The 19719-nt window shown below is 71.6% G+C and carries 20 protein-coding genes; 12 read left to right on the plus strand and 8 right to left on the minus strand.

Translation table 11 applies throughout. From position 1 onward, the window contains the following. Both ABZ899_RS29835 and ABZ899_RS29840 read right to left on the minus strand, forming a co-directional pair. Positions 1 to 216: biotin carboxylase N-terminal domain-containing protein (locus ABZ899_RS29835; RefSeq protein WP_361351881.1), on the minus strand; the 216-nt coding region annotated here is incomplete at its 3' end. Positions 217 to 473: 257 nt separating this feature from the next. Continuing rightward, complete coding sequence (locus ABZ899_RS29840) at positions 474 to 1190, minus strand: response regulator transcription factor (RefSeq protein ID WP_361351884.1); 717 nt, start codon at positions 1188 to 1190, stop codon at positions 474 to 476. Between the two features lie 587 nt (positions 1191 to 1777). Here ABZ899_RS29840 and ABZ899_RS29845 point away from each other — a divergent pair. Beyond that, positions 1778 to 2488, plus strand: coding sequence for a ScbR family autoregulator-binding transcription factor (locus tag ABZ899_RS29845; RefSeq protein WP_361351887.1), 711 nt, complete (start codon positions 1778 to 1780; stop codon positions 2486 to 2488). Here ABZ899_RS29845 and ABZ899_RS29850 read toward each other — a convergent pair. Beyond that, positions 2425 to 3450 carry an NAD-dependent epimerase/dehydratase family protein gene (locus ABZ899_RS29850; protein ID WP_361351890.1) on the minus strand — a complete coding sequence of 342 codons (1026 nt, stop codon included), beginning with the start codon at positions 3448 to 3450 and terminating at the stop codon, positions 2425 to 2427. The genes ABZ899_RS29845 and ABZ899_RS29850 overlap by 64 nt on opposite strands. Further along, a complete protein-coding gene (locus ABZ899_RS29855) occupies positions 3447 to 4538 on the minus strand; it encodes a ScbA/BarX family gamma-butyrolactone biosynthesis protein (RefSeq protein ID WP_361351893.1) in 1092 nt (363 codons plus the stop codon). The genes ABZ899_RS29850 and ABZ899_RS29855 overlap by 4 nt, the downstream gene beginning before the upstream one ends. 119 nt (positions 4539 to 4657) lie before the next feature. On the opposite strand from ABZ899_RS29855, the gene ABZ899_RS29860 reads away from it, so the two are divergent. After that, on the plus strand, positions 4658 to 5353 hold the full coding sequence (locus ABZ899_RS29860) for a ScbR family autoregulator-binding transcription factor (protein WP_361351896.1): 696 nt from the start codon (positions 4658 to 4660) through the stop codon (positions 5351 to 5353). Between the two features lie 44 nt (positions 5354 to 5397). On the opposite strand, the gene ABZ899_RS29865 is transcribed toward ABZ899_RS29860, so the two are convergent. Next, a complete protein-coding gene (locus ABZ899_RS29865; RefSeq protein WP_361351899.1) occupies positions 5398 to 6132 on the minus strand; it encodes a response regulator transcription factor in 735 nt (244 codons plus the stop codon). A 65-nt stretch (positions 6133 to 6197) separates the two neighbouring features. Further along, positions 6198 to 6890: an antibiotic biosynthesis monooxygenase family protein gene (locus ABZ899_RS29870; protein ID WP_361351901.1), complete on the minus strand. Its 693-nt coding sequence runs from the start codon at positions 6888 to 6890 to the stop codon at positions 6198 to 6200. 228 nt (positions 6891 to 7118) lie between these two features. Here ABZ899_RS29870 and ABZ899_RS29875 point away from each other — a divergent pair, with 228 nt between their 5' ends. The 3 genes from ABZ899_RS29875 to ABZ899_RS29885 are packed head-to-tail and all read left to right on the plus strand — an operon-like array spanning position 7119 to position 9425. Continuing rightward, positions 7119 to 7562, plus strand: coding sequence for a nuclear transport factor 2 family protein (locus ABZ899_RS29875; RefSeq protein WP_361351904.1), 444 nt, complete (start codon positions 7119 to 7121; stop codon positions 7560 to 7562). Beyond that, complete coding sequence (locus ABZ899_RS29880; RefSeq protein ID WP_361351906.1) at positions 7559 to 8869, plus strand: cation:proton antiporter; 1311 nt, start codon at positions 7559 to 7561, stop codon at positions 8867 to 8869. Before ABZ899_RS29875 ends, ABZ899_RS29880 begins: the two co-directional genes overlap by 4 nt. Positions 8870 to 8882: 13 nt before the next feature. Continuing rightward, the gene (locus ABZ899_RS29885) at positions 8883 to 9425 is read left to right on the plus strand and encodes a flavin reductase family protein (protein ID WP_361351909.1); all 543 of its coding nucleotides are present in this window, start codon (positions 8883 to 8885) and stop codon (positions 9423 to 9425) included. Between the two features lie 4 nt (positions 9426 to 9429). Here the strand turns inward: ABZ899_RS29885 and ABZ899_RS29890 are convergent, their stop codons facing one another. Further along, positions 9430 to 9849 carry a helix-turn-helix domain-containing protein gene (locus ABZ899_RS29890; protein ID WP_361351912.1) on the minus strand — a complete coding sequence of 140 codons (420 nt, stop codon included), beginning with the start codon at positions 9847 to 9849 and terminating at the stop codon, positions 9430 to 9432. Between the two features lie 164 nt (positions 9850 to 10013). Between ABZ899_RS29890 and ABZ899_RS29895 the strand changes: the two genes are divergently transcribed. The 5 genes from ABZ899_RS29895 (at position 10014) to ABZ899_RS29915 (ending at position 16949) form a co-directional block, all read left to right on the plus strand. Next, on the plus strand, positions 10014 to 11501 hold the full coding sequence (locus ABZ899_RS29895) for an MFS transporter (protein WP_361351915.1): 1488 nt from the start codon (positions 10014 to 10016) through the stop codon (positions 11499 to 11501). A 14-nt stretch (positions 11502 to 11515) separates the two neighbouring features. Next, positions 11516 to 11911: a PPOX class F420-dependent oxidoreductase gene (locus ABZ899_RS29900; protein ID WP_361351918.1), complete on the plus strand. Its 396-nt coding sequence runs from the start codon at positions 11516 to 11518 to the stop codon at positions 11909 to 11911. Between the two features lie 179 nt (positions 11912 to 12090). After that, positions 12091 to 13563 carry an FAD-dependent monooxygenase gene (locus ABZ899_RS29905; protein WP_361351921.1) on the plus strand — a complete coding sequence of 491 codons (1473 nt, stop codon included), beginning with the start codon at positions 12091 to 12093 and terminating at the stop codon, positions 13561 to 13563. A 29-nt stretch (positions 13564 to 13592) separates the two neighbouring features. Then, entirely contained in the window at positions 13593 to 15320 is a 1728-nt protein-coding gene (locus ABZ899_RS29910) for a tryptophan 7-halogenase (RefSeq protein ID WP_361351924.1), read from the plus strand. A 111-nt stretch (positions 15321 to 15431) separates the two neighbouring features. After that, the gene (locus tag ABZ899_RS29915; protein ID WP_361351927.1) at positions 15432 to 16949 is read left to right on the plus strand and encodes an FAD-binding protein; all 1518 of its coding nucleotides are present in this window, start codon (positions 15432 to 15434) and stop codon (positions 16947 to 16949) included. Positions 16950 to 17008: 59 nt separating this feature from the next. Here the strand turns inward: ABZ899_RS29915 and ABZ899_RS29920 are convergent, their stop codons facing one another. Beyond that, positions 17009 to 17611, minus strand: a complete 603-nt coding sequence (locus ABZ899_RS29920) for a TIGR03086 family metal-binding protein (RefSeq protein ID WP_361351930.1) — start codon at positions 17609 to 17611, stop codon at positions 17009 to 17011. 64 nt (positions 17612 to 17675) lie between these two features. Here ABZ899_RS29920 and ABZ899_RS29925 point away from each other — a divergent pair, with 64 nt between their 5' ends. Next, on the plus strand, positions 17676 to 18641 hold the full coding sequence (locus ABZ899_RS29925) for a WYL domain-containing protein (RefSeq protein WP_361351933.1): 966 nt from the start codon (positions 17676 to 17678) through the stop codon (positions 18639 to 18641). Between the two features lie 102 nt (positions 18642 to 18743). Further along, positions 18744 to 19589: an NAD(P)H-binding protein gene (locus tag ABZ899_RS29930; RefSeq protein ID WP_361351936.1), complete on the plus strand. Its 846-nt coding sequence runs from the start codon at positions 18744 to 18746 to the stop codon at positions 19587 to 19589. Positions 19590 to 19719: the final 130 nt, after the last annotated feature.

A 19719-nucleotide genomic window follows, 5' to 3' on the forward strand; every position in this document is an offset into this window, starting at 1 on the left:
GTAGACGGCCACGCTCGCGATCCCGGCGTCCCGGCAGGCCCGGGCCACGCGGACAGCGATTTCGCCACGGTTGGCGATGAGCACCTTGCGCACGACGGCCCTCTCCTCGCTCGGCTGGAATTCAGGGATGATCGAGCGCGCCCGGGGGTATTTCGACTTCCTGGGCCGGCGCCCGAATACCTGTCCATCGTCGGCTCGGGAGAGGGTGGTCTTCAACAGCCGCCCATTAAGCCTTCGGACCAGATCGACAGGACCGCTACCGCTTTGTTGGCGCAGGGCCAGGCAAGTGTCAGAAAAGCGTCAGACGGCCCGTCGAACCCCTGGCGGTACGGGGATTCGGGGCCGTACGGAATGGATGGATTCCGGGGCTCGAAAAGGGTGCCGGGCAGACGAAAGGGCGGGCTCCGTCATGCGGAGCCCGCCCTTCACCTCGGCCGGCGGTGACGCGCGTCGCGTCCCGCCGGTTCGTGCCGTCAGCCGCTGCCGAAGCGGAAGCCCACCCCGCGCACGGTGACGATCCAGTCGCTGCCGCCGAGTTTGCCGCGCAGACTGCTGACATGGGTGTCCACGGTGCGCCGGGACCAGGAGCCGCCCCAGACCTGCTGCATGATGCGCTTGCGCGAGATCACGGTCTCCGGGTGGGAGGCCAGCAGGTGCAGGAGATCGAACTCCTTGCGGGTGAGTTCCACGACGTGGCCGTGCAGACTGACCTCGCGGGAGGCCGCGTCGATGCGTAACGGACCGCGCAGGACCACCTGTTCGGCCTGGATCTGCGGACGCGAGCGGCGCATCACCGCGTCCATGCGGGCCATCAGCTCGCGGAACCCGTACGGCTTGACGAGGTAGTCGTCGGCGCCGGCCTGCAAGCCGAGGACGCGGTCCAGTTCCGTCCCCCACCCGGTCACGGCGATGAGCGGCACGTCGCTGAGCGCGCGGATGGAACGGCACACCTCCAGGCCGTCCACGTCCGGCAGTTCGAGGTCGAGCAGGACGATGTCCGAGAGTTGGTAGGACTGGAGGGCCGCGTTCCCCGTGGCGACCCCTTCGACATGGTGACCGTGCCGCCGGAGTCCGGCGGCGAGCGCATCCCGGTCGCCGGTGTTGTTCTCGACGACCAGGACCCGCCAGTTGGTGGCCGGCTTGCGGATGTGGGACGGGACGGACTGACGGATCTCCAGAGTGCTGCTCATGACGCGTTGACTCACTGCTCTCCCCCTGAACACGTAGTTCCCGCTCGAGCACTTCGCTGATCGAGCCTAAAAACCTACCTCTCGGTTTGTCAAAAAAAGACTAGGTAAACTCACCATCCGTCACAATCGATGCGAAGTTCGTCAGAGTTGATACGAACTGAAGGATCAATTCCGCTGCAGAGCGTTACCCCTTTCAAGATCCTCGCTTCGCCTCGCGAGTAATTTTCGACCGTGAACCCAGAGCGAAGAGTCACTGACGGCGGACGCGGTATGTTCTTGACCTCCTCCTGCGCATCCAGAGGTGCGCAGGTAGAGAGCTGAAAACGGTCGTGCCGCACGTGTTCCGCTCCTCCGGACGCGGTGGTATACCGTCCAGAACGTTCTCGGCCGTCTGATTCCCCGCTTCCACTTCGCCCTCAGCCTGGTCCCGAGGTGGGAAAGTGTGATCTTCTGGGCAGTACTGACGGAGTGTCGATAACGTTGAGGGCCGCCGACCACACCGACGCACCCCCGGGGTGGGCACTCGCGCCCGCCAAACAGACCTTCAAGTCCGTTTCGGGACGGGCGGGATGAGAGGATGCACGCAGGTGGGACTACAACAGGAGAGGGCGATCCGCACCCGGCGGCTGATGCTCAAGTCGGCGGCCGAGGTCTTCGACCGCGAGGACTACGCCTCGGCCAGACTCTCCGACATCAGCGCGCGGGCCAATATGAGCACCGGCGCGCTGCACTTCCACTTCGCGAACAAGGAGGAGCTGGCCCAGGCCGTCGTGAGCGAGGCGCGCGGCACCCTGTGGCACGCCGCCCGCACCGCCTACGAGCGCAACTCTGAGCCGCTCCAGGCGCTCACCGACGTCTCCCACACCCTGAGCCAGCTGCTCTCCTGGGACGTCGTCGCGCGGGCGGGACTGCGGCTGGACAACGACCGGTCCCGGCGCGGGCGGGAGCAGTTCCTGCACGCCTGGCACGCCGCCGTGCAGCGTCTGCTCGACCGGGCGCGGCAGGAGGGCAGCCTGGCGCAGCAGGTCCACCTCCAGGCCGTGACCTGCGCCATCGTCGCCGCCACGACCGGTATAGGGGTGCTGATCAAGGGGGGTGAGGCGGAGCGGACACAGCTCGCCTTCACCGGCTTCTGGCAGGGCTTCCTGCCGGGGCTCGCCGTACCCGATCTGCTCGGCCGGCTGAACCCCGGCGGGACCACCGAGCTGGTGGAGTACGCGTTGGCCACCTCCCGTTATCTGCCCTGCTCCCCGGAAGAGGCGCTGGGCACGGAGAGGGCGGCGTCGGGCGTGTCCTGAGCCCGGCCGGGCTCCGGCGGCGGGGCCGGCTCCGCGTTCCGGTACCGGGCGGCGTACCGGGGGAAGCCCTCGGCGAACGCCGGGCCGGGGGAGCAGCCGAGCGCGTCCCAGACCGGCGGGTCGTCGAACCAGTGGTCCAGCGCGAGCAGTTCGAGGTGGTGCAGGGCGACCGGATGACCGCGCAGCCGGGCGCGCGCCTCCTCCAGGGGCAGGCCGGGCACGGCCCCCGGAAGGAGACCGTACGTTTCGGCGACCGCGGTCAACAGATCCTCACCCGCCACCGGCCGGGGATGGTTGACGAACCGGACACCGCCCACGCGGTCCGGCGGCGCGAGCGCGGCCGAAAGCAGTGCCTTTCCCAGGGCGGCGGCGTCGACCATCGACTGCCGGCCGAGCCGCCCCTCGGGCCGGGCGCCGAGCGTGCGCAGCAGGGTCAGCACCCCGGGCACCACCCAGCGGTCTCCCGCCCCGTACACGAGGTGGGGCCGCAGGACCGTGCCGCCCGCCGCGAGCACGTGGCCCTCGGCCGCCGCCCGCGTCCTGCTGGTGCCGGACACCGGCGCGAGGGGGACCCCGCCCGGCCGGACCGCGCGGAACGGGCCCCTGCCGTGCACCGCCGCGGTGCTCAGGTACACGAACCGCCGGACGCCGGCCCGCCGTGCCTCCTCGACCAGGGCGCGGGTGCCCAGGTCGTTGGTGCGCCGCAGCTCCTCGGGGTCGCCGCCGACGCGGGACGCGCAGTGCACGACCGCGTCGACGCCGTCGCAGACGCCGGCGAGCGAGGCGGGCTCGGTGAGGTCGCCGCGTACCCGGGTGACCGGGATGCCGGCCGCCGGGCCGGGGCCGGACGGGCCGGTGCGGACCAGCAGCCGCAGCCGTACGCCCCCCGCGGCGCCGGCCGCGGCGACCACGTGGCCGCCGACGAACCCACCGGACCCCGTCACCAGGACGTGCGGGCTCACCCGTCGCCCCGTACGGCGGTCCCCAGGGTCGCGGTGAAGACGGGCTCCTCCCCCTGGACGCCCCGCACCCGTACCACCGGCCCCTGTTCGGGGTGCGTCTCGTGGCCGGCCAGGAGCCAGCAGGGCTCGGTCAGTTCGCAGTACTTGTGGAAGGCGACCCGCATCGAGGCCGGGTGGAAGTCGTGCCCGGGGGTCAGCGCGGTGGCGGCCTGGCGGGCGGCTTCGAGGAGGACCATGCCGGGGACGTGGTCGTTCGGGCGGGCGAAGAGCGTCGGGTGCGCGGTGTTCAGGCGCAGCCGCCAGCCGGGGCGGTGCTTGGACCGGGCGAGGACGACGTCGGCCGGGTCGGTGCGGCCGGTCTCGTGGGCGGGGACGGCGGGCAGCAGCGGCACCGCCCCGCCTGCCGCGCCCATGCTCGCGCCGCGCAGTCTGCGGTAGACGCGGGCGGAGGTGCAGTGCAGGACACCCATGCTGGTGGCGAGGGCCCGGCCGAGCCGCTGGAAGCGCAGGTCGACCCGCATCCCGACGAGGCGTCCGGCGCGCAGCTGCACGTCCGAGCACTCGACGACGACGTCGATCGGTCCCGAGGCGGCGAGCACGGTGAAGTCGTCGGTCAGCAGCCGGTAGCCGAGTTCCCGCATCAGGAACTGGTCGCCGACCGGGACGCCGTACTCGGCGTGCGCCAGCATCATCGTGGCCTGCCGGGTGGTCTCGGCGACCAGCATCGGGTCCTGCCGTCCGCCGGGCCGCGGGGTGAAGAAGCGGTGGTCGGCGGGCCAGTCGACGGTGACGAGGAAGCGGTGCTCGGACAGGCGCAGCCAGTCGACCGGGAAGCGGTCGGCGGCGTCGGGGCGGTGGCAGAGCTCTCCGGTGGCCCGGCCGTCGGCGATCAGAACCGGGGAGTCGGTCTGGTACGCGAGGCGTACGAGGGTCTGTTCGGAGCGGTTGGCCGTGGCGTTCTCGCGGCGCGGGCGGACCGGACGGGCCGGTGAGGCCACCGAGGCGGTGTCGGATCGTTCCTGCGCCCGGGTCAGATGCGGACGGGGCCCGACGAATCTGTCGACTACGGATATAGCGGGATCAGCCATGGAGTGCCCCCTGAGTCGATGCATGCGGAAATAGTTCCCCTCTCGACAAAAGACTGGCAGTCCGGTTCTCTTTGCGGGGGAACCTGACCAAGCTCTGACATAGAAACAGGCACGGGGGCATGGCACGTCAAGCACGAGCGATCCAGACCCGCACGTCGATCCTGCTGGCGGCGGCGGAGGTGTTCGACGAGCGTGGCTACAGCACGGCCACCATCACGGAGATCATCGCGCGGGCCGGCGTGACGAAGGGGGCGCTGTACTTCCACTTCTCGTCCAAGGAGGACCTGGCCCTCGGGGTGATAGCGGCGCAGCTGGAGCTGGGACCGCTGCCCGCGCAGCGCACGAAGCTGCAGGAACTCGCCGACCAGGGGCTGCTGTTCGCCCACCAGTTGCGGCACGACCCGCTCACCCGGGCCAGTGTCGGGCTCGCCATGGACCAGTGGAGCGAGAACGGGGAGGCCGGCAACCCGTTCCACGGCAGGCCGTTCCAGGAGTGGGCGGACCGGCTGACCGAGCTGCTCGTGGCGGCGCGGGAGCGCGGCGAGTTGCTGCCGCACGTCGATCCGGCGGAGACGGCGGAGCTGCTGTCCGGGGCGTTCACCGGCATCCAGTGGACGTCGCAGGTGCTGTGCCAGCGGCGTGATCTCACCCGCCGGGTCATCGCGATGTTCCGGCATCTGCTGCCCAGCGTGGCGATACCGCAGATCCTGCCGACGCTGGAACTCACCGAGGAGCGGGCCGTCGCCCTCCTCGCCTCGCGCGACGCCGCGCTGGAGGCGGAGGAGGCCGAGGCCGACGGGGACAGCGCGGCCTGACGGGCGGCCCGCGCGGCCCCCGCACCCGGGGTGTCCACCGGTGCTCAGCCGGCCATCCCGTCGAGGTGTCCCGCCGGGCCCGCCCCGGTGCCGGGCCCCGCACGGCCGCGGTCCTGGGCGGTGCGGGCGGTGTCCTCCAGCCGGTAGCCCACACCGCGGACCGTGGTGATCCAGCCTTCGCCCAGCTTGGCGCGCAACGCGCTGACGTGGGTGTCCACGGTGCGGGTCGAGATGGCCCACTCGTCCGACCAGACGCCCGCGATCAGGTTCCGGCGGGAGATCACGGTCTCCGGCGCCGAGGCGAGCAGCAGCAGGATGTCGAACTCCTTGCGGGTCAGCTCCAGCGGCCGCTCCCCCAGCCACGCCTCGCGGGTGCCGGGGTCCAGCCGCAGGATCCCGCAGGACACCCCGGCCGGGCCGCCGCCGGTCGCGACGCGGCGGGTCACGGCCTCCATCCGCGCGGCGAGCTCCCGGAAGCCGTACGGCTTGACCAGGCAGTCGTCCGCGCCGGAGCGCAGGCTGAGCACCCGGTCCAGCTCGGAGTCCCGGCCGGTGAAGGTGATCAGCGGTGTGCTGCCGCGCGCCCTGATCTCGGCGCACACCTGCAGACCGTCGAGGTCCGGCAGGTCCAGGTCGAGCAGGACGACCTCGGCCTGCTCCCACGCCTGCAGGCCCGCCCGGCCGGTGCGGGCCCGCCGGACCTGGTGCCCGTTGCGCACCAGGCGGCAGACCAGGGGTTCGGCGGACCCGTCATCCGGGTCGATCACAAGTACGCGCATCTGGACTCCACCGGGGGCCCGTCATGCCCGGGCGGGTGGTCCCGCCCGGCCGGCACCCCCTGCCCTCACTCGCCCGCCGACCGGGTGTGCACCACGCGGTAGGTGTTGGAGTCCCGCCAGGTGGCCAGCGCGTCCACGGCGGCGTCGACCTTCTGCCGCTCCGCCGAGCGCTCGGCGGCCGGCTGCGCGAGGAAGGCGTCGTAGGCCTCCTTGCTGTCCCACTGCGAGTAGACGACGACCCACTTGCCCTCGACGTTGCGTCCGCGCAGTCCGCGCAGCACCGTGTGGCTGCGGTACCCGGGGACCTTCTGGAGCCAGTCCTGGGACGCGCCGAGCGCCTCGACCAGGTCGTCCTGGTGCTTCTCGGTGACGCCGTACAGGTCGATGACGGTGTAGTCGTCGCGCTCCGGGGAGATCTCGGTCTCGTCGGCGCCGGGCTTCTGCTGGGTGAAGACCACCTCGTTCTGCAGCAGCCGGATGGCGGTGGTGATCTCACCGAACAGGGGGAGCGTGCGGTGCTTGAACTCCTCGCCGGCGTACCGGGCCTCCAGGTCCTCGGTGGAGCGCCACTGGATGAAGTTGGCGGTGCCGAACTTGGTCTGCCCGCTGTGCACGGTGCTGGACCGCCAGCCTTCGTAGGCCGCGGAGTCGACGATTTCCCGCATCGCGGCGAGCAGGCTGTCCTGCTTCTCCGCGGAGTCGGTGGAGAACAGGTTGAGGACGGTCAGGTTCTTACCATCGGCGGCGATCTTCGGCATTCTCTCTTCTCTTCCGGTCGATCGGTTGATGAAAGAAGCAGAACTCGAATGGTGATCGGTGCTTCCGAACCAGCATGACAAGGCCGCAACCGCTGGTGAAGGGCGTTGTGTTCAGGACTCCGCGCGGATTGTCAGGTCTTTCCCAGCAGCGTCAGATCTTCTGCGGCAACGTCAGGTCTTCGACAAGTGCTCTTGGGTGCCGATTGGCCCGCACGCGATGCTCGGGTAATGAATTCCCTCACTGCGAAAGCCGAAATCGGCGGGCTGCTCGACCGATATCTCCTAGGTCTCGACGACGAAAAGCTCGACGACGACTGGGCGCGCGGGCTGTTCACCGACGACGCCCGCGTGGAGTTCCCGATGGCCCGGCACGAGGGCGTCGGGGGTCTGGCCGACTGGCACCGGCGGGCGCTGGACGCCTTCGCCCGCACCCAGCATCTCAACTCGCCGGCGGTCGTGGACCTCACCGGTGACGAGCGGGCGGTGCTGCGGGCCAACCTGGTCTCCACGCATGTGCACCACCCGGACACCCCCGGCGATCCGCTGTTCGTCTCCGGCACGCTCGTGCGGGGGGCGGCCCGGCGCACCGGTCACGGCTGGCGGCTGACGGAGCTGTCGTTCCAGCTGGTGTGGTCGACGGGCAGTCCCCCGCGCCCGGCGGACGCCCGATGAGGGCCCTGGCGGCCGGCGTCCAGGAGGACCAGATCGCCGCGATGCTGCTGGGCATCGGGGTGATCCTGCTGGTCGGCGCCGGTCTGGGGGCGCTCGCCCGCAAGGTCGGCCAGCCGAAGGTGATCGGGGAGATCACGGCCGGCATCGTGCTCGGTCCGAGCCTGCTGGGCCTGTTGCCCGGCGATCTGACGAACCGTCTGTTCCCCGCGGACGTGCGCCCGTTGCTGTCGGCGGTATCGCAGGTCGGCCTGGTGCTCTTCATGTTCGTGGTGGGCTGGGAGTTCGAACGGCGGCTGATCCGGCCGCACGCCCGCCTGGCGGCCGGGGTCTCGCTGTCGTCGATCGTGCTGGCCTTCGGCCTCGGGGTGGCCGCCGCCGCCGTGCTGTACCCGCACCACGACACGGTGGCCGGGAAGCACATCTCGTTCCTGGCGTTCGCCACCTTCATGGGCACCGCGATGTCCGTCACCGCGTTCCCCGTGCTGGCCCGGATCCTGACCGAGAACAAGCTGATGGACACCCGGGTGGGCGCCCTGTCGCTGGCGAGCGCCGCGATCGACGACGTCCTCGCCTGGTGTCTGCTGGCGTACGTCTCGGCGCTGGTCAGCTCGGACGGCGACTACGCGGACCTGGCGCGGATCGGCGCGCTGAGCGTCGTGTACGTGGCCGTGATGCTCGTCGTCGTGCGGCCGCTGATCTCGCGGCTGGTCTGGCGGTGGGCGGCCACGGAGCGCTGGGCGGCGCTGCTCGCGGTGCTGTGCGCGGGCGTGTTCGCCTCGTCGTGGCTGACGTCGTGGATCGGCATCCACCAGATCTTCGGCGCGTTCCTGTTCGGCTTCGTGATGCCGCGCGAACCCCGGCGGGTGCTCGCGGCGCATCTGCGCCGGCCGCTGGACGACGTCAGCGTGGTCCTGCTGCCGGTCTTCTTCATCGTCACCGGCCTCGGTGTCGACCTCGGCTCGCTGACGGCGGCCGACTGCCTGTCGCTGGCCCTGGTCATCGCCGTGGCCTGCGCGGGCAAGCTGCTCGGCGCGATCGCCCCGGCCCGGCTGTCCGGGCTGTCCTGGCGCGAGGCGAAGGACCTGGGCGTGCTGATGAACACCCGGGGCCTGACCGAACTCATCATCCTCAACGCCGCGGTGAGCCTCGGCGTGCTCGACGGGCGGATGTTCACCATGCTGGTGATCATGGCCCTCGTGACGACGGCGATGGCGGCCCCGCTGCTGTCCCGGCGCGAGCACCTCACGGCCGGCGACCACCCCAAGGCACCCACACCCGTCGCGGACGCGACCGCGCCGCGCACCTGACGAGGGGGATCCAGTGATACCCGTCCAGCCGTTGTCCCAGCACGAGCGGCAGCCGCGACCACCGGTCGACGGCCGCGCGCTGCGCACGGTGTGCGGCAGTTTCGCCACCGGCGTCACCGTGATCACCACCGGCGGCCCGGAGGACGGCGCCGCGACCACGGTGAACTCCTTCACGTCCGTCTCGCTGGAGCCGCCGCTGGTGCTGTTCTGCCTGCACCGGCAGTCCCGGCTGCGGCCGGTGCTCCAGCGCTCCCGCGGCTTCGTGGTGAACTTCCTGACGCACCGCCAGGAGGGACTCGCCTGGAAGTTCGCGGGCCGTGAGTCCGCGCGGCTGGCCGAGGTCCCGCACCACCGCTCGGGCGGCGGACTGCCCGTCCTCACCGAGGCGCTCGCGTTCCTGGAGTGCCGCCTCGCCGAGGAGTACGACGGCGGCGACCACGCCATCGTGGTCGGCGAGGTCACCGCCCTCGGCACCTCCGAGGAGGAGGCCGATCCGCTGGTGTTCTACAAGGGCGCGATGCGCGCCCTGGACGCCCCGGCGCCGGCGCGGGGCTGAGCCGTCAGCGCGACGCCGCGGCCGGCAGGTCGGCGTCGTCGAACTCCCGCCGGGCCCGCTCGACCTTGTGCAGGTTCTCCGCGGACCAGTCGGCGAGGTGGGCGAAGATCGGCGCCAGGCTGCGGCCGAGCTCGCTGATCTCGTACTCGACCCGGGGCGGCACCTCCGGGTGGTACGTGCGCACCACCAGGCCGTCGCGCTCCATCTGGCGCAGCCGCTGGGTGAGCACCTTCGGCGTGATGGTGCGGATGTTGCGCTGGAGCTCGACGAAGCGCTGCCGGCCGAACTCGTTCAGCGTCCACAGGATCGGTGTCGTCCAGCGGCTGAAGACGATGTCGACCACCGGGGAGACCGGGCACGCCAGCTCCGAGTCGACCCCGGCGCCGTGCTTCACGGCGCCGCCCATGGTGCCCGTGCTGTCCATGCGGATCCTCCTAGGAAGCCACTTTCCTCTAGGTACCTACTTTACCCAGGATGCTAGCTTCCCGGAAGGCGGTGAGCTTCCCCGCTCCCGGCCCCGCGCCATGTCCTTTCCCTCCTTGTCCCGTCCCTACGGAACCCTTCCGTTCACCTCCCACTAGGAGCGACATGTCGACCCAAGAGTCGCTGCGCCTTCCCCACTCCACCGATGCGTCGGCCCCGCCGAGGCGCCCGGGACTCATCCTGGCGTTCCTCTGCCTGGCCGGGTTCATGACCTTCCTGGACGTGTCGATCGTCAACGTGGCCCTGCCGACGATCGAGGACGAACTGGACATCTCCCAGACGTCGTTGCAGTACATCGTCACCACCTACGGCATGCTGCTCGGCGGCTTCCTGCTGCTGACCGGACGGCTCGCCGACGCCTTCGGCCGCCGCCGGATGCTCCAGACCGGCCTGATCCTGTTCGCCCTGTCCTCGCTGCTCGCCGGGTTCGGGCAGAGCGCGGCCATGCTGATCGTGGCGCGCGGCGCCCAGGGCCTCGGCGCCGCGTTCATCGCGACCGCAGCGCTGTCCCTGCTCGCCAACAACTTCGAGGAGGGCGCCGAGCGCAACAAGGCGCTGGGCGCGTGGGGCGCGCTGAGCGGGATCGCCGCCGTCGCCGGTGTCACCCTCGGCGGTCTGCTGACCGACGGCCCGGGCTGGCGCTGGATCTTCTTCATCAACGTGCCGATCGGCCTCGTCCTGGCCGTGCTCGCCCCCAGGGTCGTCGCGGAGAGCCGGGCCGCCGAGCGCAGCAGGTCCTTCGACGTCGCCGGCGCCGTCACCCTGACCGCCGGTCTGGTGCTGCTCATCTTCAGCCTGGGCCAGACCGTCGACGACTCCGACGTCCCGATGGCCCGCGTCTACGGCGGCTTCGCCCTCTCCGCGGTCCTGCTCATCACGTTCCTGCTGATCGAGCGCCGCGCCCAGGCGCCGCTGATCCCGCTCGGCGTCTTCAAGCGCAAGTCGCTGCGGGCCTCCAACGTCGTCGCGATCCTGCTGCTGGGCACCTGCGTCACCCTGTTCTTCTTCGCCAGCCTGTTCATGCAGCAGGTCCTGAACTGGTCGGCGCTGCGCACCGGTCTGGCGTACGTCCCGCTCGCCGTGATCGTGGCGGTCGGCGCGGGGGTCGCCTCCCAGCTGGTGACGAAGGTCGCCGCCAAGCCGGTGCTGATGGTCGGGCTCACCCTGACCAGCGTGGGCATGTTCCTGCTGTGGCGGGCCCCGTCCGACGCCTCCTACGCGGTGGACCTGCTGCCCGCCTTCCTGATCTCCGGCCTCGGTCTCGGCCTGTCGTTCGTGCCGGTGCAGGTGGCCGCGTTCACCGGCACCGAGGAGGACGAGTCCGGTCTGTCCGCCGGTCTCATCAACACCGCGCAGGAGGTCGGCGGTGCCCTGGGCCTCGCCGTGGCCGCGACCTACGCCTTCCGCCAGGTCGAGGAGCTGACCAAGTGGGCGGACGGGGTGCCCGCGCGGGTGACCGAGGCGCGTACCGAGGTCTTCCACGACGCGTTCCTCGCCGGTGGCTGCTTCGCCGCGGCCGGCCTGGTCCTCACGCTGATCCTGCTGCCCCTCACCAAGGCCGCGGACCAGCCGGCCACCGCCCCCCACGCCTGAGATCGGACCCCGGTATGCCGACGTCACCGCGTCTGTCCTCCGCGGCCGAGGACTTCCTCGCCGAGAACCAGTTGTGCACCTTCACCACCCTCCGCCCCGACGGCTCGCCCCATGTGACGCCCGTGCGCTTCACCTGGGACGGTGAGGCGGGACTGGCCCGGGTGATGACCGCGGTGACCCGGCGCAAGGCCCGCAACGTACTGGCCGCGCCCGGCAGCCGGGTCTCCCTGTGCCAGACCGCCGGGCCCCGCTGGATCACCCTGGAGGGCACCGCCACCGTGCACGACGACCCGTTCCGGGTCCAGGAGGGCGCCCGGCGGTACGCCAAGCGGTACTGGTCGCCGCCGCCGGAGCCACCGGGCCTGGTCGTCATCGAGATCGACGTGGACCGGGTCCTGGGCCTGCTGTGAGCGGGCCGCACACCCGCCGAGGGCGCCGGACGCGAAACCGCCGGCGTCCTCGGCGTATTTCCACCCCCTGACCCTGCTGAAGAACCTCTGACGAAACTTGTCAGAGACCTGTACTTGGGGCAGTTCAGCTTCCCCGACTCCCCCGGAATACTGGTGAAAAATCCACTGGGAGAGGAAACATGAACCGTTTTCATGCCGACGTGATTGTCGCCGGGGCCGGCCCGTCCGGACTCATGCTCGCCGGTGAACTCCGCCTGGCGGGGCACGAGGTGCTGGTGCTCGACCGGCTGACCGCACCGATGCAGCAGTCCCGCGCCCTCGGATTTTCCGCACGCACCATCGAGGAGTTCGGGCAGCGCGGACTTCTCGATGAATTCGGTGAACTCGAGACGATACCCTTCGGCCATTTCGGCGGACTGCCCATCGACTACCAGATCATCGAGGGCGGCAATTTCGGCGTCCGGGGCGTTCCGCAGTCGCGGACCGAGGCGATCCTGCACACGTGGGCCACCGGCCTCGGCGCCGAGGTCCGCCGCGGGCACGAGGTCGTCGGCATGACGCAGGACGACGACGGCGTCACCGTGGAGGTCGCCGGACCCGACGGCGTCCAGACGCTGCGCGCCGCCTACCTCGTCGGCTGTGACGGCGCCCGCTCCACCGTGCGGCGCCTGGCCGGCATCGACTTCCCCGGCACGAGCGCCACCATCGAGATGCTGATGGCCGACGTCGCCACCAACGAGCTGCGCATCCGCCCGACGGGCGAGGTCGGCGAGTCCGGCATGGTCGTGGTGCTGCCGCTGGGCCCGCAGGCCACCCGTGTGGTCGTCTTCGAGCGCGGCGCCGGGGTCCGCCCGACGACGGAGGCGCCCACCTTCCCCGAGGTGGCCGCCGCCTTCCAGCGCGTCACCGGTGAGGACATCACCGGCCACCGGCCGCTGTGGACCAGCTACTTCACCGACGCCAGCCGGCAGGCCGCCGAGTACCGCGCGGGCCGGGTCTTCCTGGCCGGCGACGCCGCCCACATCCACCTCCCGATCGGCGCGCAGGGCATCAGCGCCGGCGTCGGCGACGTGGTGAACCTGGGCTGGAAACTCGCCGCCGCGCTCAAGGGCCACGCGCCCGAGGGGCTGCTGGACACGTACCACACCGAGCGCCACCCGGTCGGCGGCCGGATCGTCGCCAACACCCTGGTGCAGCGCTCCCTCTACCTCGGCGGGCCCGAGATGCAGCCGCTGCGCGAGCTGTTCGGCGAACTCGTCGGCATCGAGGCGGTCCGCAAGCACCTGGTCGGCCTGGTCACCGGCCTCGACATCACCTACGACATGGGCGAGGGCGGGCACCCGCTGCTCGGCCGCCGGCTGCCCGACCAGGACCTGCTGGCCGGCGACGAGAAGACCAGCACGTACGAGCTGCTCACGCGCGGCCGCCCGCTGCTGCTGAACCTGCGCGGCGGCGAGGCCCTGACGAAGGCCGCCGCCGGCTGGGCCGACCGCGTGGACGTCGTCGCCGCCTCCCGGCCCGACCCGGAGGCCCCCGCCGCCGACCTGCTGGTGCGCCCCGACGGCTACATCGCCTGGGTCGGGACGGACGGCACCGCCGACGGTCTGGCCACCGCCCTGCAGCGCTGGTTCGGCGCCCCCGCCGCCGGCTGAGCCCCCACCGCCAGAAGAGGAGTCCCGAGTTGACCGGCAAGGCCGAGACAGAGATGCCCAGCAAGGCCGAGACGCAGAAGACGGCGCCGAGGCCCGGCGAGGGGACCGAGTGCGACGTCATCATCCTGGGCGCCGGGATCGGCGGTTCGATCACCGGCGCGATCCTGGCCCGGCAGGGCGCGAAGGTGGTGCTCGTCGACGCCGGCCAGCACCCGCGGTTCGCGGTCGGCGAGTCGCAGAACCCGCAGCTCGTGGAGTGGCTGCACATCCTCGCCGTGCGCTACGACGTGCCCGAGCTCAAGCACCTGCTCGACATCAAGGCCGTCACCAAGTACATCGGCGCCCACCACGGCAGGAAGCAGAGCTTCGGTTTCGTGCGGCACGTCCCGGACCGGGAGCCGGACCCGCGCGAGGCGACGATGTTCGTCATCCCGAAGATGCTCACCGAGGCGTCGCACATGTTCCGCCAGGACACCGACACCTACTACTTCAACGTGGCCGCGAAGTACGGCTGCACGCTGCGCCAGAACTGGCGGGCCACCGACCTGGACTTCGACGACGAGGGCGTCACGGTCACCGGCCAGAACGGCGAGGTCTTCCGCGCGAAGTACCTCATCGACGCCAGCGGTTTCCGCTCCCCGCTCGCCCAGAAGTTCGACCTGCGCGAGAAGCCGTCGCGGATCCGGCACCACGCCCGCTCCATGTTCACGCACTACGTCGGCATCAAGCCCTACGACGACGTGTGCAACTACCCCGACGCGCTGCGTCCGCCCGCCGAGTCCCCCTTCCACGGCGGCACCCTGCACCATCTGATCGAGCGCGGCTGGTTCTGGATCATCCCGTTCGACAACTACAAGGACTCCCGCAACCCGATGTGCAGCGTCGGGCTGACCTTCGACGAGCGGCTGTACCCGCAGCCAAAGGACAAGACGCCGGACGAGGAGTTCCAGCACTACCTCGACATGTACCCGGCCGTGAAGCGCCAGTTCGAGGGCGCGCGCCGGGTGCGTGAGTGGATCTCCACGCCGGACCGCATCCAGTACTCCTCGAAGCAGACCGTGGGCGACCGCTGGTGCCTGATGTCGCACGCGGCCGGGTTCGTGGACCCGCTGTACTCGCGCGGCCTGTCCAACACCTTCGAGGTGGTGGACGCCCTGTGCTACCGCGTCCTGGAGGCGCTGCGCGACGACGACTTCTCCGCCGAGCGCTTCGAGTACGTGGAGCGCCTGGAGCAGGGCCTGCTCACGTACAACGACATGATCGTGAACAGCTCGTACATCGCGTTCTCCCACTTCCGGCTCTGGAACGCGGTGTTCCGGGTGTGGGCCTGCTTCACCACGCCCGCCACCATGCGCCAGATCCAGGCCCGCCAGGAGTTCGTCCTGGACGGCGACGACCGCCACTTCCGCGAGATGGAGAAGGCGCCCTACCCGGGCCTGTGGTGGCCGGACAGCCACGCCTTCAAGCATCTGCTCGACGTCACCCACGAGACCTGCCTGAAGTACGAGGCCGGCGAGATCGACGGCGACAAGGCGGCCGACATCGTCTTCCAGGCCATCAACGACTGCGAGTCGGTCAACACGCCGTTCGGCTGGAAGGACGGCGAGGACCACCGCTTCTACCGGGCCACCACCCCCACGATGATCAAGTTCATGTGGTGGGCCAGCACCAACGGCCCCAAGGAGATGCGCGACCTGGGCCGCGCGATGCTCAAGGGCGTCGCCAAGTCCGCCATGCGCGGCAAGAAGGTCTCCTGACCGCCGCCCCCGATCCGGCCCGCACAGGGCGTGGTGTCACCCCCAAGCGCCACACCCTGTGCGGGCCGCTCCCCCGACCGTCCGTCACCCGTATCGACTCTGGGACACCGTGTGATCAGTCGTAGAACCCTGCTCGGCGCCGGCTCCGCAGCCGCCGGTCTCGCTCTCGTACCCTCCGTTCCGGTGGCCGCCGAAGGCTCGGGCGTGCCCTACGGCCGGCTCGCGGCCCGCCTCTCGGGCCGGCTCGTGCTGCCGTCCGACCCCTACTACACCGTCGCCCGGCAGCTGGAGCTCGGGCAGTTCGACGCGGTGAACCCGCAGGCCGTCGCCTACTGCCGCAGCGCCGAGGACGTCTCGCTGTGTGTGCGCTTCGCCCAGGACCACGGCGTGCGCACCGCGGTCCGCAGCGGCGGCCACAACTACGGCGGCTGGTCCACGACGCCGGGCCTGATCATCGACGTGTCCCAGCTCGGCGCCGTGACGGTGAAGAGCGCCTCGTCGGTGGAGATCGGCCCCGGCGCGAAGAACGTCACCATCCTCAACGCGCTGGCCCCGCACCACCTGGTGGTCAGCGAGGGCGGCTGCCCGACGGTGTGCGCGGGCGGCTTCCTGCAGGGCGGCGGCTTCGGCTTCCTGACCCGGCCGACCGGCATGGCCTGCGACGCGGTGACCGCCGCGCAGGTGGTGCTGGCCGACGGGCGCGTGGTGACCGCCTCGGCGAAGCAGAACCCGGACCTGTTCTGGGCGATCCGCGGGGGCGGCGGCGGCAACTTCGGCGTCGTGACCCGGTTCACGGTGACCCCGCACACCGGGGACCAGATGGCGATCAGCAACCTGATCTTCCCCTACGACCGGATGGCCGACGTCCTCGACGGCGTGGCCCGCTGGCTGGTGGACGCCCCGCACACGATCGGTGGCGGCGCCTACGTGGTGCAGCCCGACGCGGCGCCGGGCTCGGTGCCGCAGGCCAACGTCTTCCTCGCCTCCCGCGGCACCCCGGCCGAACTGAGCGCCGAGAGCGCCCGGTTGCTCGCCCTGACCGGTGCGCCGGTCCAGCGCCAGGACGGCGTGATGACGTACCAGCAGCTCATGATGATGATCTTCGGCTGCGCCACCCTCACCGAGGACCACTGCCAGCGCTCCGAGAAGACGCCCGCCGGCACCCTGTCCCGCCCCGCCTACGGCCTGGAGCGCACCCGTCTGGGCAGCGCGCCGTACGCGGCGAGCGGCTGGGCGGACGTCATGACGGCGTTCGACGCGGACCGCAGGGCGGGCCAGGCGCGCTACCTGGACTTCCACTTCTTCGGCGGCGCCGCCAACGAGCTGTCCCGCACGGCGACCGCGTACGTGCACCGCGACACACTCTTCTCGGTCAACTACCGGGTCCTGATCAACGATCCGGCCCAGGTGACCGACGAGGCCAAGGCGGTCGCGAACGCCTGGGTCGACCGGGGCTTCGCCACGATCGACCCGCTGTCCAACGGCGAGAGCTACCAGAACTGGATGGACCCCTCGCTGACGGACTGGAAGCAGTCGTACTACGCGGAGAACTACCCGCGGCTGGCCCGGGTCAAGAACACGTACGACCCGCACCGGTTCTTCCGTTTCCCGCAGTCCATAGGCGCCTGAGCGCCGGCCGGCCGCCGGCGGGTGCCCTCCCCTCCGGGCACCCGCGGGCGGCGACGGGGTCAGGGCCTGCGGCCGTACCAGCCGACCAGGCGGTCGATGGCGGGGGCGTCGTCCGGGACGTCGACGACGGGACCGAACGGCACCTGCCCGCCGCGCGGTTCGCGGGGCACGGCCCGGTGCATCGCGGCCAGCGGAGCGGCCAGTACGGCGTCGTCCCACGCGGGCTTCTGGCCGGTCGCCTTGGCCAGGTCCCAGGTGTGCAGCACGAACTCATTGGTGTAGATGACCGCGGCGGCGGCGCCGGGGACGGGACCCCAGGGCAGCCCGATCTCCCGGCCGAGGACCGCCGGATCCGACCAGACGGAGCGCAGTTCCTTCGTCCCGGCGGCCCAGGCCTCGGTCCAGGCGCCGTCGGCGACGTCCTCGGCGAAGTGCGGGACGGAGAAGAACTGCCCGCCCGCGCCGATCACGGCGACCCGGCGGAGCACGGAGACGAGGTGGAGGGACAGTTGGCGCACCGAGTAGTCAGGACAGGGCGTGGTGCGGTCGTGGTCCTCGGGCCGTACGGCGGCGAGCACGTCACCGGCGAGGTCGACGGCCTTGAACAGGCCGTCGCGGGGGTCGGCGAGCGGGGTGGCGGAAGTGTTCACGGGATCGGTCATGCCGTCGAGTCTTCCGGCGAAATGGGCCACCCTCCGGCCTATTTTCCCGAAGGGGTGATCAGTGATGCGCGCTGACCGGCTGGTGGCGGCCCTGCTGTTCCTCCAGGCGCGCGGCCGGGTCACCGCGGCGGAGCTCGCCGCCGAGCTGGAGGTGTCCGAGCGGACCGCGCGGCGCGACCTGGAGGCCCTGACCGCGTCCGGCGTCCCCGTCTACGCGCAGCGCGGCCGGGGCGGCGGCTGGCAACTGGTCGGCGGGGCGCGCACGGATCTGACCGGGCTGACCTCGCCGGAGGTACGGGCCCTGTTCCTGGCGGCCGGCTCGTCGGGCGCCTCCCCCGAACTGCGCTCGGCGCTGCGCAAGCTGCTGCGCGCGGTGCCGGAGCCGCTGCGGCCGCACGCGGAGGCGGCGTCCCGGGCGCGGATCGTCGACGAGCTGGACTGGTCGGGCACCGCCGTGACGGCGGCCGATCCGCATCTGGCGGCGCTGGAGCACGCGGTCCTCGACGGGGTGCGGGTCCGGCTGGGGTACGCCCGCCCCGGCGAGGAGCCGGACGAGCGGACCGTGGACCCGCTCGGTCTCGTCCACAAGGCGGGCCACTGGTACCTGGTGGCCGGCACCGCGCACGGCCTGCGGTCCTTCCGGCTGGGCCGGGTCTCCTCGGCGGAGCCCACCGGTGAGCCGGTGCGGCGGCCCGCCGGTTTCGATCTGGCGGCGGCCTGGCGGTCGCTGGCCGGCCGGCTGGAGGACCGGCTGCTCGCGGCGACCGTGACGGCCCGCGCCGACCAGGACGCCCTGCCCGTGCTGCAGCGGCTGTTCGGCGGGCGGCTGCGGATCGGGCGGCTGCTCCGCGACGGCCGCCGGGAGATCGAGGCCGCCGGGCCGTCCCTGGAGGTGCTGGCGGCGCAACTGGCGGGTCTGGCCGACCGGGTGGAGGTGGTGGGGCCGCCCGCGGCCCGCGCCCGACTGGCCCGGCTGGGCCGCGCTCTGCTGGTCCGCTACGAGGAACTGGAGGACGCGGCGACTCCCTAGTCACTTTCCTCTAGGTACCTACTATACCGAGGATGCTACTGTCGAAGACATCGCACCGCTTGGCACCAACTCACCCTTGTTCACACGCTTTTGGGAGTTCTCATGATCGTTGTCACCGGAGCCTCCGGGAATGTCGGCCGTCCGCTCGTCGAGGCGCTCGCCGCCGCGGGCGAGAAGGTCACGGCCGTCTCCCGCAATCCCCTCTCCCACGACCTGCCGGAGGGAGCGCGGCATGTCCGCGCCGACCTCGCCGATCCTTCGACCCTCGGCCCCGCCCTGGAGGGCGCCGAGGCCCTGTTCCTGCTGCTCGCCGGTGATCTGCTGGGCGGCGGCGCACCCGCGACCGAGGTGCTGGCCGCGGCCCGGGAGGCCGGGGTGCGGCGCGTGGTGCTGCTGTCCTCGCAGATCAACGCCACCCGCCCGGACGCCCTCTCGCACGGCCGGCTGCGGGAGTTCGAGGAGGCCGTGCGCGGCTCCGGCCTGGACTGGACGATCCTGCGCCCGGGCGGGTTCGCCTCCAACGCCTACGCCTGGATCGAGACGGTCCGCACCCAGCGCGCGGTGATCGCCCCGTTCGCCGACGTGGCCCTGCCCGTCGTCGACCCGGCGGACATCTCCGCCGTGGCGGCCGTGGTGCTGCGCGAGGAGGGCCACTCCGGCAGGACGTACGAGCTGACCGGTCCGGCCGCCGTCACCCCGCGCGAGCAGGCCGCCGCGCTCGCCGAGGCCATCGGCGAGGAGGTCGGCTTCGTCGAGCTGACCCGCGAGCAGGCGCGCGAGCACATGGCGCGGTTCATGCCGGAGCCGGTCATCGACGGCACGCTCGACATCCTCGGTGAGCCGCTGCCCGCCGAGCAGCGCGTCAGCCCCGACGTCGAGCGACTCCTCGGCCGTCCCGCGGGCTCCTTCGCGGGCTGGGCCAAGCGCAACGCGCCCGCCTTCGCGTGACCCCTGTCCCCTGAGGGCCGCGCCGGCGTCCTCCCCCGTCGCCGGCGCCCCGAACAGCCGCGGCCTCTCCCACACGGCCGTGGCACCGGCACCGCCCCGGATCCGGAAATCCCCCGTACGGGTCCGGGGC

This window comes from Streptomyces sp. NPDC046859 (genome assembly GCF_040645135.1).
Taxonomy (GTDB): domain Bacteria; phylum Actinomycetota; class Actinomycetes; order Streptomycetales; family Streptomycetaceae; genus Streptomyces.